This is a genomic window from Arthrobacter liuii, from assembly GCF_014639275.1.
Lineage (GTDB): Bacteria > Actinomycetota > Actinomycetes > Actinomycetales > Micrococcaceae > Arthrobacter > Arthrobacter liuii.
In genome coordinates this window covers 89,018-105,830 of sequence record NZ_BMFW01000001.1, presented here as the reverse complement: position 1 = coordinate 105,830, position 16,813 = coordinate 89,018, and the positions used below count along the sequence as shown (strand labels likewise).

At 66.8% G+C, this 16,813-nt stretch carries 16 protein-coding genes; 15 read left to right on the top strand and 1 reads right to left on the bottom strand.

Translation table 11 applies throughout. The features are described 5' to 3' along the window. The first annotated feature begins 90 nt into the window (after nucleotides 1-90). The 7 genes from IEW19_RS00520 to IEW19_RS00490 are packed head-to-tail and all read left to right on the top strand — an operon-like array spanning nucleotide 91 to nucleotide 8,133. Complete coding sequence (locus IEW19_RS00520; protein WP_188569739.1) at nucleotides 91-1,698, top strand: carboxyl transferase domain-containing protein; 1,608 nt, start codon at nucleotides 91-93, stop codon at nucleotides 1,696-1,698. A 7-nt stretch (nucleotides 1,699-1,705) separates the two neighbouring features. Next, on the top strand, nucleotides 1,706-3,940 hold the full coding sequence (locus tag IEW19_RS00515; protein WP_373283539.1) for an ATP-binding protein: 2,235 nt from the start codon (nucleotides 1,706-1,708) through the stop codon (nucleotides 3,938-3,940). Nucleotides 3,941-3,942: 2 nt separating this feature from the next. After that, complete coding sequence (locus IEW19_RS00510; protein WP_188569738.1) at nucleotides 3,943-5,106, top strand: acyl-CoA dehydrogenase family protein; 1,164 nt, start codon at nucleotides 3,943-3,945, stop codon at nucleotides 5,104-5,106. A 45-nt stretch (nucleotides 5,107-5,151) separates the two neighbouring features. Next, complete coding sequence (locus tag IEW19_RS00505) at nucleotides 5,152-5,916, top strand: CoA transferase subunit A (RefSeq protein ID WP_188569737.1); 765 nt, start codon at nucleotides 5,152-5,154, stop codon at nucleotides 5,914-5,916. Next, a complete protein-coding gene (locus IEW19_RS00500; RefSeq protein ID WP_373283538.1) occupies nucleotides 5,913-6,695 on the top strand; it encodes a CoA transferase subunit B in 783 nt (260 codons plus the stop codon). Before IEW19_RS00505 ends, IEW19_RS00500 begins: the two co-directional genes overlap by 4 nt. After that, nucleotides 6,692-7,297 (top strand): MaoC family dehydratase, encoded by a 606-nt coding sequence (locus IEW19_RS00495; RefSeq protein WP_229748228.1) that lies wholly within the window; start codon nucleotides 6,692-6,694, stop codon nucleotides 7,295-7,297. The genes IEW19_RS00500 and IEW19_RS00495 overlap by 4 nt, the downstream gene beginning before the upstream one ends. Next, on the top strand, nucleotides 7,294-8,133 hold the full coding sequence (locus tag IEW19_RS00490; RefSeq protein ID WP_188569735.1) for an HpcH/HpaI aldolase/citrate lyase family protein: 840 nt from the start codon (nucleotides 7,294-7,296) through the stop codon (nucleotides 8,131-8,133). Before IEW19_RS00495 ends, IEW19_RS00490 begins: the two co-directional genes overlap by 4 nt. A gap of 13 nt (nucleotides 8,134-8,146) precedes the next feature. On the opposite strand, the gene IEW19_RS00485 is transcribed toward IEW19_RS00490, so the two are convergent. After that, complete coding sequence (locus IEW19_RS00485; protein WP_188569734.1) at nucleotides 8,147-9,616, bottom strand: lipase maturation factor family protein; 1,470 nt, start codon at nucleotides 9,614-9,616, stop codon at nucleotides 8,147-8,149. A gap of 121 nt (nucleotides 9,617-9,737) precedes the next feature. Here IEW19_RS00485 and dxr point away from each other — a divergent pair, with 121 nt between their 5' ends. The 8 genes from dxr (at nucleotide 9,738) to IEW19_RS00445 (ending at nucleotide 16,800) form a co-directional block, all read left to right on the top strand. Next, nucleotides 9,738-10,922 (top strand): 1-deoxy-D-xylulose-5-phosphate reductoisomerase, encoded by a 1,185-nt coding sequence (gene dxr, locus IEW19_RS00480; RefSeq protein ID WP_188569733.1) that lies wholly within the window; start codon nucleotides 9,738-9,740, stop codon nucleotides 10,920-10,922. Between the two features lie 17 nt (nucleotides 10,923-10,939). After that, nucleotides 10,940-12,271, top strand: a complete 1,332-nt coding sequence (locus IEW19_RS00475; RefSeq protein ID WP_188569732.1) for a M50 family metallopeptidase — start codon at nucleotides 10,940-10,942, stop codon at nucleotides 12,269-12,271. 77 nt (nucleotides 12,272-12,348) lie between these two features. Then, the gene (locus IEW19_RS00470; RefSeq protein ID WP_188569731.1) at nucleotides 12,349-13,089 is read left to right on the top strand and encodes a MarR family transcriptional regulator; all 741 of its coding nucleotides are present in this window, start codon (nucleotides 12,349-12,351) and stop codon (nucleotides 13,087-13,089) included. After that, the gene (locus tag IEW19_RS00465) at nucleotides 13,086-13,565 is read left to right on the top strand and encodes a hypothetical protein (RefSeq protein ID WP_188569730.1); all 480 of its coding nucleotides are present in this window, start codon (nucleotides 13,086-13,088) and stop codon (nucleotides 13,563-13,565) included. The genes IEW19_RS00470 and IEW19_RS00465 overlap by 4 nt, the downstream gene beginning before the upstream one ends. A gap of 98 nt (nucleotides 13,566-13,663) precedes the next feature. Next, nucleotides 13,664-13,957 (top strand): YciI family protein, encoded by a 294-nt coding sequence (locus IEW19_RS00460; RefSeq protein ID WP_188569729.1) that lies wholly within the window; start codon nucleotides 13,664-13,666, stop codon nucleotides 13,955-13,957. Between the two features lie 34 nt (nucleotides 13,958-13,991). Next, a complete protein-coding gene (gene ispG / locus IEW19_RS00455) occupies nucleotides 13,992-15,158 on the top strand; it encodes a flavodoxin-dependent (E)-4-hydroxy-3-methylbut-2-enyl-diphosphate synthase (RefSeq protein WP_188569728.1) in 1,167 nt (388 codons plus the stop codon). Beyond that, on the top strand, nucleotides 15,121-16,011 hold the full coding sequence (locus IEW19_RS00450; protein WP_188570000.1) for a GNAT family N-acetyltransferase: 891 nt from the start codon (nucleotides 15,121-15,123) through the stop codon (nucleotides 16,009-16,011). The genes ispG and IEW19_RS00450 overlap by 38 nt, the downstream gene beginning before the upstream one ends. A 54-nt stretch (nucleotides 16,012-16,065) precedes the next feature. Then, nucleotides 16,066-16,800 (top strand): hypothetical protein, encoded by a 735-nt coding sequence (locus IEW19_RS00445; RefSeq protein WP_229748227.1) that lies wholly within the window; start codon nucleotides 16,066-16,068, stop codon nucleotides 16,798-16,800. Nucleotides 16,801-16,813: the final 13 nt, after the last annotated feature.

Genomic DNA, 16,813 nt, shown 5'->3' with positions numbered 1-16,813 from the left:
CAGTTAATCGAGACTAACCTGAATTTCAGTTACTAGTCACTAACCGAGTTGGCGTGGAGCCGGCCCGGTCCACACAAGGACGGATCGTCGATGGAGACCCTGGCCACCCGGCTCGACCCGGCAAGCGAGTCCTTCCGTGCCAACCGGGAAGCGCAGTCTGCGCTCGTGGGGGACCTGCGGAAGAAGCTGGCGGACGCCGCGCTGGGCGGCCCCCAAAAGTCGCGGGACCGCCATGTAGCCCGTGGCAAACTCCTGCCACGGGACCGGATAGACCAGCTGCTGGATGACGGCAGTCCCTTCCTGGAGATCGCACCCTTGGCGGCCAACGGAATGTACGGCGACGAGGCGCCCGGCGCAGGGGTCATCGCCGGGATCGGCCTGGTGCACGGCCGGCACGTCCTGGTCATCTCCAACGACGCCACCGTCAAGGGCGGCACCTACTATCCCATGACGGTGAAGAAGCACCTCCGCGCCCAGGAGATCGCCCTGGAGAACCGGCTGCCGTGCGTCTACCTGGTGGATTCGGGCGGAGCCTTCCTGCCCAAACAGGACGAGGTGTTCCCGGACAAGGAGCACTTTGGCCGGATCTTCTACAACCAGGCACGCCTCTCCGCAGCCAAGATTCCACAGATCGCTGCCGTCATGGGGTCCTGCACGGCCGGCGGCGCGTACGTCCCCGCCATGAGCGACGAAACAGTCATCGTCCGCAACCAGGGCACCATTTTCCTGGGCGGGCCGCCGCTGGTGAAGGCAGCGATCGGGGAAATCGTCACCGCTGAGGAACTGGGCGGCGGCGAAGTGCACTCCCGGGTCTCCGGGGTAACGGACCACCTGGCGGAAAACGACGAACATGCCCTGCAGATCATCAGGGACATTGTTGCCACGCTGCCGCCTCCCGCCGCGGCCGCCTGGCAGGTGGAACCCGCCGTCGAACCTGCCGTGGATCCGGACGGGCTCTACGGCGCCGTTCCCACGGACGTCAACGCGCCCTACGACGTCCATGAGGTCATCGCCCGGCTGGTGGACGGCAGCAGGTTTCACGAGTTCAAAAAGGACTACGGAACCACCCTGGTGACTGGATTCGCCCGGATCGAAGGACACCCGGTAGGGATCGTGGCCAACAACGGCGTGCTCTTCAGCGAGTCCTCGCTCAAGGGAGCCCACTTCATTGAACTGTGCGACCAGCGCGGCATCCCGCTGCTGTTCCTGCAGAACATCTCCGGCTTCATGGTGGGCAGGGACGCCGAACAGGGCGGCATCGCCAAGAACGGGGCCAAGATGGTCACCGCTGTCGCCACTGCCCGCGTCCCCAAACTGACGGTGGTCATCGGCGGCTCTTTCGGCGCCGGGAACTACTCCATGTGCGGCCGCGCCTACTCGCCCCGGTTCCTCTGGATGTGGCCCGCTGCCCGGATCTCGGTGATGGGCGGCAACCAGGCTGCCAGCGTGCTGGCCACAGTGAAGCGGGACCAGTACGCGGCGGCGGCCGAGGATTGGCCGGCCGACGACGAGGAAGCGTTCAAGGCGCCCATCCGCCGGCAGTACGAGGACCAGGGCAGTCCCTACCATTCGACCGCCCGGCTGTGGGATGACGCAGTCATCGATCCCGCCGATACCCGCACCGTCCTGGGCCTGGCCCTCGACGTCGTCTCCCGCACCTCGTTGCCGGAGACGTCCTTCGGCCTCTTCCGGATGTGAGCCAGCAATGACCATGCAGACCAACACCGCCATGCAGCAAAGCACCGCCTCCACCGGAGAAGCCGGCGCCGCGCAGACCGCCGGCCGCCCCCTTTTCAGCACCGTCCTGGTCGCCAACCGGGGGGAAATCGCCTGCCGCGTCATCCGCACCCTGCGGCACCTGGGGATCCGTTCGGTGGCCGTCTACAGCGATGCCGACGCCGGCGCCCGCCACGTGCGGGAGGCCGACGCTTCCGTGCGCATCGGCCCCGCCGCGGCAACCGAAAGCTACCTCAGCATCGATGCCATCCTCGAAGCATGCCGGCGTTCCGGCGCCGACGCGGTCCACCCCGGCTACGGCTTCCTGAGTGAAAACGCGGACTTTGCCCGTGCCCTGGAAAAGGCCGGCATCACCTTCATTGGCCCGGGCGTGGAAGCGCTGGACGTCATGGGTGACAAGATCCGCGCCAAGAACCACGTGGCGGGGTACGGCGTGCCCGTGGTCCCCGGCGTTGCAAGGCCCGGCATGACGGACAGCGAACTGGCGGACGCCGCTGCCGGCGTCGGCTTTCCGCTCCTGATCAAGCCGTCCGCGGGTGGCGGCGGCAAAGGGATGCACGTGGTGGAAAAGGCGGCGGACCTGGCCGCCGTTCTTACCACGGCGCGGCGCGTAGCGGCGGCCGCCTTCGGCGACGACACCCTGTTCCTGGAGCGCCTGGTGACCACCCCGCGGCACATCGAGGTGCAGGTGCTGGCGGACGGCCACGGCAACGTGATCCACCTGGGCGAGCGCGAATGCTCCCTGCAGCGGCGGCACCAGAAAGTCATCGAGGAAGCCCCGTCGCCGTTGCTGGAGGGCCTTCCCAAGGGCAGCGAAGTCCGTGCCCGGATTGGTGAAGCCGCGTGCAACGCCGCCCGCAGCGTCAACTACACCGGGGCGGGAACCGTGGAATTCCTGGTTTCCGACAACGCGCCGCACGAGTTCTTCTTCATGGAGATGAACACCCGGCTGCAGGTGGAACATCCTGTGACGGAAATGGTCACGGGCATCGACCTGGTGGAATGGCAGGTGCGGATCGCCGCCGGGGAGGAACTCACCGTCCGGCAGGCCGGCGTCGAACTCTCGGGCCACGCAGTGGAGGCGAGGGTATACGCCGAGGTGCCGGAGAAGAATTTCCTGCCGTCCACCGGCACGGTGCTCACGCTGGATGAGCTGCCGCCCGGAACGGCGGGCCGGGTCCGGGTGGATTCCTCCCTGGCCGAAAACCTGGAGCTGTCGGCACACTACGACCCCATGATTTCCAAGGTGATCGCCTGGGGCGAGGACCGTGCGGCAGCCCTGGCAGCCCTGGACACGGCGCTGTCCGGCTACACGGCACTGGGCATCGAGACCAACGTCGAATACCTTCGGCTCCTGCTCAACGATCCCGACGTCCGCGCCGGGCACCTGGACACGGGGCTGATCGAACGGAAACTCCCGGGGCTGGAATTCCGGCGCATCGGTGAGCCGGAGCTGGTGGCCACCGCGCTGTACGCCCTCAGCATGGAGTCGCAGAACCACCCGGGGCCCGCGTCCGGCTCCTGGCAGGGCAGGAGCGGCTGGCGCCTCGGAGCACCGGCACCGCGCCGCATCAGCCTGGGAACGCCCGACGGCGGCGTGGTAACCGTGCAGGTCAGCGGCAGTCCCAGTGGCGGAGACACTGCGGTGGTTGCTGTCGGCGGCGGCCCTCGGCGCACCGCCGCACTGCAGTGGTCCAGCCGCAGAAGCATCGAACTTGACCTTGACGGCGAGCGTTGGAGTTATCGGCTTGCGCCGGTCTACACGGGGCCGGTGGAGCCGACGTGGAGCAACCCCATGCCCGGCCGGCCCATGCAGCTCTTCCTTGGCAGTGACGGCTGGTCCTGCAGCCTGGAGGTGCTGACAAGGGAAGCGCGGCTGGAACGGGTTCTGGCAGCCGTCCAGCGTCAGGAAGGCGCTGCCGATCCCGAGGTGCGCTCCCCGATGCCGGGAACCGTGGTGGCCGTCCCGGTCAGCGACGGGGACACGGTCCAGGCCGGGGAGGTCCTGGTGTCCGTGGAGGCCATGAAGATGGAGCACCACCTGGTGGCTCCGCTGGAAGGAACGGTGCACCTTGCCGCCCGCACCGGTGACCTCGTGAAGGCCGACCAGGTCCTGGCCACCATCCACCCCCATTCCGCGGGCCATGAAGCGGGCGCGGAGACAGACACAGATGCAACTGCAAGCCAAGGCGAAGGAGCCTGACCATGACCGGTTTTGAACTCACCGAGGAATACCAGGACCTCAGCGACACCGTGCGCGACTTCGCGGACAACGTGGTGGCCCCGGTCTCCGCCAAGCACGATGAAGAGCACAGTTTCCCCTACGAAGTGGTGAAGCAGATGGCGGAGATGGGCCTGTTCGGGCTGCCGTTCCCCGAGGAATACGGCGGCATGGGCGGGGACTACTTCGCGCTGGCCCTCGCCCTGGAACAGCTCGGCCGGGTGGACCAGTCCGTCGCCATCACCCTGGAGGCCGGCGTGTCCCTGGGAGCCATGCCGGTGTACCGCTTCGGCACGGACGCCCAAAAGCAGGACTGGCTGCCCATGCTGGCGTCCGGCCAGGCGCTTGCAGGGTTCGGGCTTACCGAACCCGAAGCCGGCTCGGACGCCGGCGGCACCAAGACCCACGCCAGGCGTGAGGACGGCAACTGGGTGATCAACGGCCACAAGGAGTTCATCACCAACTCCGGAACGGACATCACCCGGCTGGTGACCGTCACGGCCGTCACGGGGCAGACGAAACGCGAAGACGGCACTGTCAGGAAGGACATCTCCACCATCTTGGTGCCCACAGACACTCCGGGCTTCAAGGCGGAAAAGCCCTACAACAAGGTGGGGTGGAACGCCTCCGACACCCACCCGCTGACCCTGACGGACGTCCGGGTCCCGGAAGCAAACTTGCTGGGAACGGAAGGCCGTGGTTACGCCAACTTCCTGTCCATCCTGGACGAGGGCCGGATCGCCATCGCAGCCCTGGCCACCGGCGCAGCCCAGGGCTGTGTTGACCTGTCGGTCAGGTACGCCCGCGAGCGCCGGGCTTTCGGCCACGAAATCGGCAAGTACCAGGCCATCTCCTTCAAGATCGCCCGCATGGAAGCCCGGGCCCACACGGCACGCCTGGCCTACTACGACGCGGCCGCCCGGATGCTTGCCGGGAAGCCGTTCAAGACCCAAGCGGCCATCGCTAAGATGGTCGCAGGCGAGGCGGCCATGGACAACGCGCGGGATGCCACCCAGGTATTCGGCGGCTATGGCTTCATCAACGAGTTCACCGTGGCACGCCACTACCGCGACTCCAAGATCCTTGAAGTGGGGGAGGGCACCACGGAGGTCCAGCTGATGTTGATCGCCCGCGAACTGGGACTGTAGCCATTCGCAACACGCAGGACTGTAGCCGGCCTGAAAGGATCACTGATGATTGACAAGGTTGTTGCCAGTGCGGACCAAGCCGTGGCGGACATTCCCGACGGCGCCTCCCTGGCGGTGGGCGGATTCGGGCTCTGCGGAATTCCGGTGGCGCTGATCGACGCCCTCCACCGGGCCGGCACTTCGGGCCTGGAAACCGTGAGCAACAACTGCGGCGTGGACGACTGGGGGCTCGGCATCCTGCTCCGCGATGGCCGCATCCGCCGCACCATCAGCTCCTACGTGGGCGAGAACAAGGAATTCGCCCGCCAGTACCTTGCCGGCGAGCTCGAAGTAGTACTCACCCCCCAGGGCACGCTGGCGGAGAAGCTCCGGGCCGGCGGCGCCGGCATTCCGGCCTTCTACACCAAGGCGGGGGTGGGCACACAGGTGTCCGACGGCGGCCTGCCGCAGAAGTACGACGCCAACGGCGGCATTGCAGTTGCCTCGGCACCCAAGGAAGTGCGCTCGTTCGGGGGAGTGGATTACGTCCTGGAAGAGTCCCTCACCCCGGACTTCGGGCTGGTGCACGCCTGGAAGGGCGACCGGCACGGCAACCTGGTGTTCCACGCCACGGCGATGAACTTCAACCCGCTGTGCGCCATGGCCGGAAGGATCACCATCGCGGAGGTGGAGGAACTCGTGGAACCCGGCGAACTGGACCCCGAACACATCCACACTCCCGGCATTTTCGTCCAGCGCGTGGTCCTGGCCCGGGACGGGGAGAAACGGATTGAAAAGCGGACGGTGGAACTCAAGCAGGCAGGAGCATGACCATGGATCCCAACAGCGCCGAAGCGCCGCGCCCGGAAGCCGTACGCCCGGAGTACCGCCGGGCCGGTTCCCAGCAGCACGCCGGTCCCGGTGACTCGACATCGACTGCAGAGACGAAGGGCTGGACGCGCAACGAACTCGCCGCCCGCGTGGCCAGGGAACTCCGCAACGGACAGTACGTGAACCTGGGCATCGGGATGCCCACCCTGATCCCCAACTACATCCCTGCGGGGGTGGAAGTGGTGCTGCACTCCGAGAACGGAATCCTCGGCGTCGGACCCTATCCCGCTGAGGACGCGCTGGATCCGGACCTGATCAACGCCGGCAAGGAAACCGTGACGGTCAATCGGGGAGCCGCGTTCTTCGACTCGGCGACGTCCTTTGGCATGATCCGGGGCGGCCACGTGGACCTCGCCGTCCTGGGCGCCATGGAGGTGGCCACCAACGGTGACCTGGCCAACTGGATGATCCCGGGCAAGATGGTCAAGGGGATGGGCGGTGCCATGGACCTGGTGTTTGGGGCCAAGCGGGTGATCGTGATGATGGAGCACGTTGACCGCAACGGCAACCCGAAGATCGTCCCGGAATGCACCCTCCCGCTGACCGGCAAGGGCTGCGTGGACCGGATCATCACGGACCTGGCCGTCATCGACGTCGTGAAGGACGGTGGCGCGCCACGCCTTGTACTGCGGGAGCTGGCCCCCAACGTCTCCGTCCAGGACGTGGTTGCCGCCACCGGTGCCGAACTGTATGAAGAAGACCGGGAACTGACCGTATGACCGGCAACAGCCCCGCTGACAGCGTTTCGGCGGACTCCACCACCAAGCAGGGCGACGGCGGCACGCGGGTCATCGAGCAGCGCGGGTTGTACTTCGATGAGCTGGAGGAGGGCGTGCTGTACGCCCACCGTCCCGGCCGCACCGTGACCGAAACCGATAACGTCCTCTTCAGCACGCTCACCATGAACACCCAGGCGCTGCACCTGGATGCAGCCTGGAGCGCAGGGCAGCCCTTTGGCCAGCGGCTGATGAACTCCATGTTCACGCTTTCCACCATGGTGGGCCTGTCCGTCACCCAGCTCACCCAGGGGACCATCGTCGCCCAGCTGGGGCTGGAGGATGTCTCCTTCCCGCACCCGCTGTATCACGGGGACACGCTGTACACGGAGACAGCCGTCACCGGCAAGCGGCTTTCGGCCTCACGCCCCGGCCAAGGCATCGTGACCATGAAGCACACCGGGCGCAACCAGGACGGCACAGTGGTGGCCCGGGCCACACGCAGCTGCCTGATGTGGACGCGCGATGCCTATGCAAAGGCACATGAAGGAACGACGCAGGACGGAAAGACGCAGGAGCCCGGACAGGAGACAATGCCGGTATGACGTTTGTGATGGGCCCCGCCCTGCTGTTCTGCCCCGCCGACCGCCCGGAGCGCTACCAGAAAGCCGCCGCCCGGGCGGACGCGGTGATCCTTGACCTCGAAGACGCGGTGGCGCCGGCCGATAAGCAGCGTGCCCGCGGGGCCATCCTGGCCCAGCTGGGAACCACGGGGGTGGAACCGGAGCTTGAACCCAGCTGCACCATTGTCAGGGTCAATCCCGTGGGCACCGAGGACTTCGGAAAGGACCTGCACTGCCTGGCCCATACCCCCTACCGCACGGTCATGCTGGCCAAGGCCGAATCCGCTGAACAGCTCAAGGCGCTGGAGGGCTACCAGGTGATCGCACTGTGCGAAACGGCGCTTGGCGTGCTCAACGCCCCGGCCATCGCCGCCGCCCCCAACGTGGTGGGCCTGATGTGGGGGGCCGAGGACCTGCTGGCCACGCTCGGGGGTACTTCCAGCAGGACGGACGACGGCGGCTACCGGGCGGTGGCGCTGCACGCCCGTTCGTCCGTGCTGCTGGCGGCCAGGGCATTCGGCAGGGAAGCCGTGGATGCCGTCTATACCAACATCCCCGACCTTGAAGGGCTGGCGGCTGAGGCTGCCGACGCGGTGGCCTCGGGGTTCAGCTCCAAGGCGTGCATCCACCCCAGCCAGGCGGCAGTGGTCCGAAAGGCCTACGCCCCTTCGGCTGATGATGTCTCCGCGGCCCAGGCCCTCCTTGAGGCTGCAGCGTCAGCGGGGTCGGGAGTCTTCCAGTACCAGGGACGGATGATCGACGGCCCCATCCTCAAGCACGCCCAGGAAATCATCCGCCGCGCCGCTGTGGGCGCATAGCCAGGACGCGGAGTTACCGTTGCCGTCCCGGCGACCGCCGCACGGACGTGGGCGGGATGGGCTCGGACAGTAGCGTCCGCACCCAGCGGTTCCCTGTGTGCCGGAACTCCTTCCGGGTGGCGAAGCGGTAATGGAAACTGCGCACGCGCACCCAGCGCGGCCCGGCGCCGTCGAACGGGTCATGCCGGAGAAGCCGCAGCATCTGCCGGTCCGCCGCCAGCAGCTTGGCCAGGAAGGCATAGAACCATCCCTCGTGCACGCTCCGCAGCGGCAGGAACCACATCAGCCAGTCCAGCCGCAGGTGGTACGGGGCCCACTGACGGGGAATCCGGCGCACGTCGCCGGGCTTGCCCTTGAAGCCGTACTCGCGCCAGTCCGAACTGTCATCGGGGTCCTCGTCCAGCGTGCCCTCCACCACGATCTCGATGCGCTGCTTGGTCACCGTCCCGAACGCCCCGTAGGCGTTGACCAGTTGCCACCGGTTGAAGCTCGCGTTCATCAGCTGTCGGCGGGAGAAGAGGTTCCGCAGCGGCCAGTAGCTCAGCACCAGCAGCAGGAGGGACGCCGCCAGTGTGATGGCCAGCCACCAGGCCGGGGTTTCCTGCCGGGCTCCCGCGGCTGCATTCGAGTCTGCCGGGATGGCCGGTATGACGGCGTGAGCCACGGGATCGCTGACCGCCGCGAAGGCCAGGACTATCGCCATCCAGTTGAGCCAGGCGAAATTTCCGCTGGCCACCAGCCACAGCTGGGTGGCCACGACGACACCTGCCGCCACGCCCGCCACCGGCTGCGGGGCGAACAGCAGGAACGGCACCACCAGCTGGGCGATGTGGTTGCCCACCACCTCGACGCGGTGCAGCGGCTTGGGCAGGAGGTGCGCCTGCCGGCTCAGCGGACCGGGCATGGGCTGGGTCTCATGGTGGTAATACAGCGCCGTCAGGTCGCGCCACTCCCTGCCCCCGCGGATCTTGATCATCCCCGCCCCGAATTCCAGCCGGAACACCAGCCACACGATCAGGATCAGGATGGTCCGGGGCGGCTCCGTCTGGTTTGAGCCCAGGAAGCCAACGGTAAAGCCCGCCTCGAGGAGCAGCATTTCCCAGCCGAACCCGTAGAACGTCTGGCCCACGTTCACGATGGACATGTACAGCAACCACAGGACCAGGAACGCAATCAGCGGAACCCAGGGCGGACCCGCCTGCGGGATCCCTGCCACCAGCAGCGCCGACACCACCAGGCCGGCGGCGCACACACCGCGCAGCAACCTGTCCGTGTACCGCCAGCGGAACAGCGTAGGCCGGCGCAAACGGGTGAACGCGCCAAGGAACTCCGGCACCGGCAGCAGGCCGCGCTCGCCGAGCAGGGCGGGGAACTGGTTCAGCGTGGACAGGAACGCAACGAAGTACAGTGCCGCGACACCGCGTTGCAGCACCTGCCGGGCGAACCCGTACTCCGGCGCATCGAACCACGACAGCCAGTCCACGCACCCCACGTTACGCCCGGCTATCCGGGGGTCAAGGCGCAGCAGCCGGTCCGGGGCCGCAACAGGACAGGGCATAGGAGACGGGCGGATCGGGCCACGGCGGGTGCGGGATACTTAACCAATGCAGCCACGCAGAATCGTCCTCCTCGGATCCACCGGTTCCATCGGCACCCAGGCGATTGACGTCGTCGACGGCGCCCCGCACCTGTTCGAGGTGGTGGCACTCAGTGCCGGGGGCGGCAACCTGGAACTCCTGGCCAGGCAGGCTGTCCACACCGGGGCGGCAGCCGTGGGTATCGCCGGCGGAGACCCGGGGCGGCTGGAATCGCTGATCCGGGAAGCCGCCGCAGCAGCGGGCCGTCCAGGGTACCGGCCGGAAATCGTGGCAGGCCCGGACGCCTCCGCCCGGATCGCCTCGGTTGAAGCGGACGTGGTGCTCAACGGCATCACCGGATCCATCGGCCTGGCACCCACGCTGGCGGCCCTCAAATCCGGTGCCACCCTGGCCCTTGCCAACAAGGAGTCGCTGATCGTGGGCGGCAGCTTGGTCAAGGCCGCGGCCAGGGAAGGCCAGATCGTGCCGGTGGACTCGGAACACTCCGCGATTGCCCAATGCCTGCGCTCCGGTACCGGCGGGGAAGTGGACAAACTCATCCTGACCGCCTCCGGCGGTCCGTTCCGCGGCAGGAGCCGGGAGGAACTGCACGGCGTCACCCCGCAGGAGGCCCTGGCCCACCCCACCTGGGACATGGGCGTGATGGTCACCACCAACTCCGCCACGCTGGTGAACAAGGGCCTGGAAGTCATCGAGGCGCACCTGTTGTTCGATATTCCGCTGGACCGGATCGACGTGGTGGTGCACCCCCAGTCCGTGGTCCACTCCATGGTCCAGTTCGTGGACGGCTCCACCATCGCCCAGGCTTCCCCGCCGGACATGCGCCTGCCCATCGCACTGGGGCTCGGCTGGCCCGCCCGGGTGCCCAGGGCCGCCAGCCCCTGCGATTGGACGCAGGCCGCCACCTGGACCTTCGAGCCGCTGGACGCGGAAGCCTTTCCCGCCGTCGGACTGGCCAAGGACGCCGCCAGGCAGGGGAGCACCTTCCCTGCTGTCTTCAACGCGGCCAACGAGGAGGCGGTTACCGCGTTCCATGCCGGCCGGATCCGGTTCACCGACATAGTCGATACTGTGGACAGCGTGCTCAGCGAACACCCAGGTTCCTCCGGGCTCACTGTGGAATCAGTGCTGGATGCTGAAAGCTGGGCACGGGCCCGCGCCCACGAACGTTTAGCAGTCAGCAGTCTCTAGGAAGCAGCAGCACCTCCATGACCCCTGTCCTACTTTTCATCCTCGGCGTCGTCTTTGTCGCCCTTGGCATCGCCGTGTCCATTGCGCTCCATGAAGTGGGGCACCTGGTGCCCGCCAAACTCTTCAAGGTCCGCGTCACCAAGTACATGATCGGGTTCGGGCCAACGCTCTGGTCGCGCCGGAAAGGCGAGACGGAATACGGCGTGAAGGCCGTACCGCTGGGCGGCTATGTCTCGATGATTGGCATGTACCCTCCCAACAAGGAGGACGGCTCGGTCCGGCCCTCCAGCACCGGGATGTTCCAGACGCTCGCAACCGAGGCCCGCTCCATGGCCCACGAGGAAGTGGGGCCCGGCGACGAAAATCGGGTCTTTTACCGGCTGCCGGTCTGGAAAAAGGTGATTGTGATGCTGGGCGGCCCGGCCATGAACATGATCCTTGGCGTGCTGCTCACCGCCGTGCTGCTCATGGGTTTCGGTGTTGCCACGGCCACCACCACTATTTCCGACGTTTCGAAGTGCCAGGTAGCGGCAGGACAGACGGTCGATCCCGATTCCGCCGACTGCCAGCTGACGCCCGCCGCCGCGGCCGGGCTGAAGCCCAACGACACCGTCACCTCCTTCGACGGCAAGGCCGTCACCAGCTGGGACCAGTTGACCGAGTGGATCCGCGCCTCCGCCGGCAAGGAAGTTGCAGTCACGGTGCAGCGGGACGGGACTCCGGTCTCCACCACTGTGACCCCCATTCTGTCCGCCCGGCCTGTGATGGGAACCGATGGCCGGCAGGCCACCGACGCTGCAGGCAACCTCCAGTACCAGGACGTCGGGTTCCTCGGTATCGGCGCGCAGACGGCGTTGGTGCCCCAGCCGGCGTCGTCCGTCCTGCCCATGGCAGGCGAAAACATCCGCCAGGTGGCCGGCGTTGTCTTCAACCTCCCGGCCCGCGTGGTGGGAGTGGCCAAGGCCGCGTTCAGCGAAGAGCCGCGCGACCCCAACGGCCCCATCAGCGTGGTGGGCGTAGGGAGGGTTGCAGGCGAGGTGGCCGCGATGGAGGCCGTACCCCTGCAGTCCCGGGTGGCGACCCTCGTTGGCCTGCTGGCCGGCCTGAACTTCGCGCTTGCGGTGTTCAACCTGATACCGCTCCTGCCGCTTGACGGCGGGCATGTTGCCGGGGCCCTGTATGAGGGTGCGCGGCGCAGGGTGGCGAAGCTGCGCGGACGGCCGGATCCAGGGGCCTTCGATATCGCCAAACTGCTTCCCGTCACGTACGTGGTGGCAGCACTGCTGATGGGTATGAGCGCGCTGCTCATCTATGCGGACATCGTCAAACCGGTCAACCTCTTCGGATAGTCACCCACTATCGGGCGACTTCGAGAAATCAGCCAAATCTGATTGATAGATCAGACTCAACCGCCTATGGTTGAGGTATGTTCGTTATGACCATCGACCAGCGCGGCAGCACCAGCGATCAGGACCGCGTTCCGGCGCTGCTGGCACAGGTGGCCCGCCTCGAACTGCCTGGAATGGAGCAGCCGGTCTTCGAGCGCTCTGTGGGGGATGAAGTCCAAGGGGTGGTGCGGGACGCCGGCGCCGTGGTGGAGATAGCCCTGCACGCGCTGCGTGACGGACGCTGGTACGTCGGGATCGGCGTCGGAGCCGTCTCCCTGGCGCCCGGTGCCAGCCCCAGGGAAGGAACCGGGACCGCGTTTGTTGCCGCCCGCAAAGCCGTCGAGCTTGCCAAGGGCGCCGGGTCCCAAGTGCCGCTGTCAGTGGTGCCGGGCATCATGGCAGGGGAAACCAGCAACGACGTTCCAGCCGGGGAGGGGGAGCAGGCCTGTGCCAACGCGGAGGCGGTACTCCGGCTGCTCGGCCGGCTTGTCCGGGAACGGACGCAGGCCCAGTGGCGGGTGGTGGATGCCCTGCGCCGACTGGGTGTGGCTGGCCAGGGTCCCGGCCGGCATGGAAGCCAGAAGCAGGTGGCGCGTGAGCTTGGAATCTCGGAACAGTCGGTGAGCCGTACCGTGCTTCGCTCCGGGTGGCAGGAAGAATGGGCAGCCAGGCCGGCCGCTTCCATGCTGCTTGGTTTTGCCGACTCCCAGATAGTCCAGGCCCCGAAAAATGCCCAGGCTCCGAAGGACCCGGACGACCGGAATGAAGGAGACAAGTGACTGCACTGTGGGTGGCGGTGGCCTTGGTGGTGGCGGGCTTCGCCGGCTGGCCGGTCACCGCGCTGGTGTTCAAGCTCGCCCGGACCATCGACGACAAGGCGGATGCTGCCAATGCGGCGGAGGAAGCCCGCCGGGCGGAACAGGACCCCTCGGCTGACGTCACGGACGGCGAGCTGACGGCCGCGCCCGGCCAGCCGGCGTCGGACGGGCCGACGCCGGGACCGGTGTTGCCCAGCCAGCGCATCCTGCGCGGGGGAGCCATCATCGGTGTGCTGGAGCGGCTGGGAGTGTGCCTTGCCATCCTTGCCGGCCAGCCCGTGGCCATCGCCTATATCGTCGCCATCAAGGGCCTCGGCAGGTTCGCCGAACTGAAGGAGACGCCGGTGGCCGCTGAGCGCTTCATCATCGGGACCCTGACCTCCATGCTCTGGGCCGCCGGAACCGCTGCCGCCGTCAAGGTCCTCTTCCTGCACTGAGTTCCTTCTCCTGCGCTGGGTTCAATTCCTCCACGGGGCTCCTCCCGGCATGGGGGATGGGTACGGTACCAAGGCCGCCATGGCGATAGGGTAGCGGTATGACAGTTTTTGCCGTTGAGTACGTTTATGCCGCCGACTCCACCGACACACGCAATGAGGTTCGGACCGCACACCGGGAATGGACGGGCGGCCTGGCGCAGGACGGCGTCCTCGTAGCCAGCGGCCCGTACGGCGACGGCGCCGGTGCCCTGCTGATCTTCAAGGCATCGGACGAAGCCGCCCTCAACTCGATCCTCAAGCAGGATCCCTACGCCGCAGCCAGCGTGATCGCCGGCACCCGCATCACGGAATGGTCTCCGGTAACCGGCATGCTGGCCGGGATCGCCGCCTAGCCACCTCTTTACCCTTTCAACTCAAGGAGTCCACGTGACCTCGGTCAGCCTGGGAATGCCGTCAGCACCACCGCCCGTCCTTGCCCCCCGCCGCAAGACGCGCCAGATCAAAGTCGGCTCGGTAGGCGTCGGATCTGACTTCCCCATCAGCGTGCAGTCCATGACCACCACGCCCACCACGGACATCAACGCCACGCTCCAGCAAATCGCCGAACTCACCGCGTCCGGCTGTGACATCGTCCGCGTCGCCTGTCCGTCTGCGGACGACGCCGAGGCGCTGCCCATCATCGCCCGGAAATCCCAGATCCCGGTCATCGCGGACATCCATTTCCAGCCCAAGTACGTCTTCGCAGCGATTGAAGCCGGCTGCGCGGCCGTGCGGGTGAACCCCGGCAACATCCGCAAGTTCGACGACCAGGTCAAGCAGATCGCCGCCGCCGCAAAGGACCACGGCACCTCCATCCGCATCGGCATCAACGCCGGCTCGCTGGAACCCGGCATCCTCAAGAAGTACGGCAAGGCCACCCCCGAAGCGCTGGTCGAGTCCGCCGTCTGGGAAGCATCGCTCTTCGAGGAGCACGGCTTCCACGACTTCAAGATTTCCGTGAAGCACAACGACCCCGTGGTCATGGTGGCTGCCTACGAAATGCTTGCCGAAAAGGGCGACTGGCCCCTGCACCTGGGCGTCACTGAGGCCGGACCTGCCTTCCAGGGAACCATCAAGTCCGCCACGGCCTTCGGCGCGCTCCTCTCGCGGGGCATCGGTGACACCATCCGCGTGTCCCTCTCCGCACCGCCGGTGGAGGAGATCAAGGTGGGCAACCAGATCCTCCAGTCGCTGAACCTGCGGCCCCGCAAGCTGGAAATCGTGTCCTGCCCTTCCTGCGGCCGTGCCCAGGTGGACGTGTACACTCTGGCAGAACAGGTCACCGCCGGGCTCGAAGGGATGGAGATCCCGCTGCGCGTAGCGGTCATGGGCTGTGTCGTGAATGGTCCCGGTGAGGCGCGCGAGGCTGATCTTGGCGTTGCCTCTGGCAACGGCAAGGGCCAGATCTTCGTTAGGGGAGAGGTCATCAAGACTGTTCCGGAGAGCGCAATTGTTGAGACACTGATCGAAGAGGCCATGCGTATCGCGGAAGAGATGGGGGAGGCCGATGGCGAAGATGCTGTCAAGGGTAGCCCCGTGGTTAGCGTCTCGTAGGGACCCGGCCGACCCCGCCGGGCTTTCTGTCCGTATGCTCGACGGCCAGGACACCCCTGCGCTGAAGCTGCTGGCCCAGCAGGACCCGGTGACCAACGTGTTCATCCTGGCCCACCTCCGTGCCACCGGGACGGCGGGGCCCACCAGCGGCGGTGCCGGAGTGATTGGAATTTTCGACGACGGCGTCCTGGCAGGCGCGTGCTGGGCCGGAGCCAATCTGGTTCCGGTCCAGCTCGATCCCGCCCTGGCCCCGCTGGTGGCGGAAGCCGCAAGCAGCTCCGGGCGCCGGTATGCGTCCGCGTTTGGTCCAGCGGACGCGGTGCTGGCACTCAATACCGAGCTTGCCGAGCTGGGGCACCGTGCTCACGAGGTACGGGCGGACCAGCCACTGATGGTCATCGAAGGACCGCCGGTTGTGCAGCCGAACCCTGGTCTGGGCCTTGGCAACATCGCCGACTTTGACCGCATCCTCCCCGCCTGCGCTGCGATGTTCGAGGAAGAGGTGGGTTATTCGCCCTACCTGGGCGGCAGGGAGTTCTACAGCCGCAGGGTAGAGGGCCTTATCAGGCAGGGACACTCCATGGTCCATCTCAACGAGGCGGGTGAGGTGGTGTTCAAGGCCGAGCTGGGGGCAGTCACGGAGGACGTCACCCAAATCCAGGGCGTCTGGATGAATCCCCTTTTCCGCGGCCAGGGGTTGAGCGCCAGCTACATGTCCGCAGTGGTGGAAAAGGCCCAACAGATCGCACCGGTGACCAGCCTCTACGTCAATGGCTTCAACACCAGGGCCAGGTCCACGTACGAACGGGTAGGCTTCCGCCAGGTAGGCACCTTCGCTACAGTTCTCTTCTAGCCGGCGGCCGCCGGCAGCGGGCTGGATATTGGGGGACCAGTGAAGACTTTTGTGATGGGAACTTTCGGTGCTTCTGCGCTTCTTGCCGCGGCGTTGACAGCCTGTGCAAGCCCCGCGGCACCCCAGGACAATCAACCTTCCGCCGCTGCCGAAACCAGCGCCGCAACTCCTACCCCAACACCCACTCCCACGTCGGAGGCCAAAACCTACACTGCTGACCAGCTGGCTGCCATCGTGGGAAAGCTGCGGGACTCCGCGGACCGGCGGCTGTCGGTCCTGGGGAGCGCTGACCTGGCCCGGTCCATGGAAACAGCCAAGGCGGCAATTACTTCGCTGAAGGTAGCGCCGGCAGAGTGCCAGGAGCTGGCGGGCGCCAGCAACATAACCGCGTTCGATGGCGCCGCTATGGCAGCAGGGCAAAGCATCGACTCTGCTGCCGGTTCAATGTCGATGGTGACCCTGGCAGCCGGGCTGGATGAATCTGTCCTCGCCAGGATCGCAAGCGAGCAGCAGCATGTGGAGACGTGCGCCACCATGACCATGACCGCCTCCGGTGTCGACTACACGGTTACTTTGCGCCCTCTTGAAGGGGCAGGCAGCGTCCCGGGCACGGTTGCGTACCGGACGGATACCACGTCCTCCGACGGCAAGAAGCAATCCACCATCAAGGCCCAGGCGGTTCAGCACGGCGTACTGATGACGGCGGTCGCTCTTGGCGGCGAAAGCGAAGCCGACGCCGTACGACGTGCGGGAGCGCTCCTGGACGCGGCTGCCGCCCTGATCAAGTAGGCCAACGCTGATC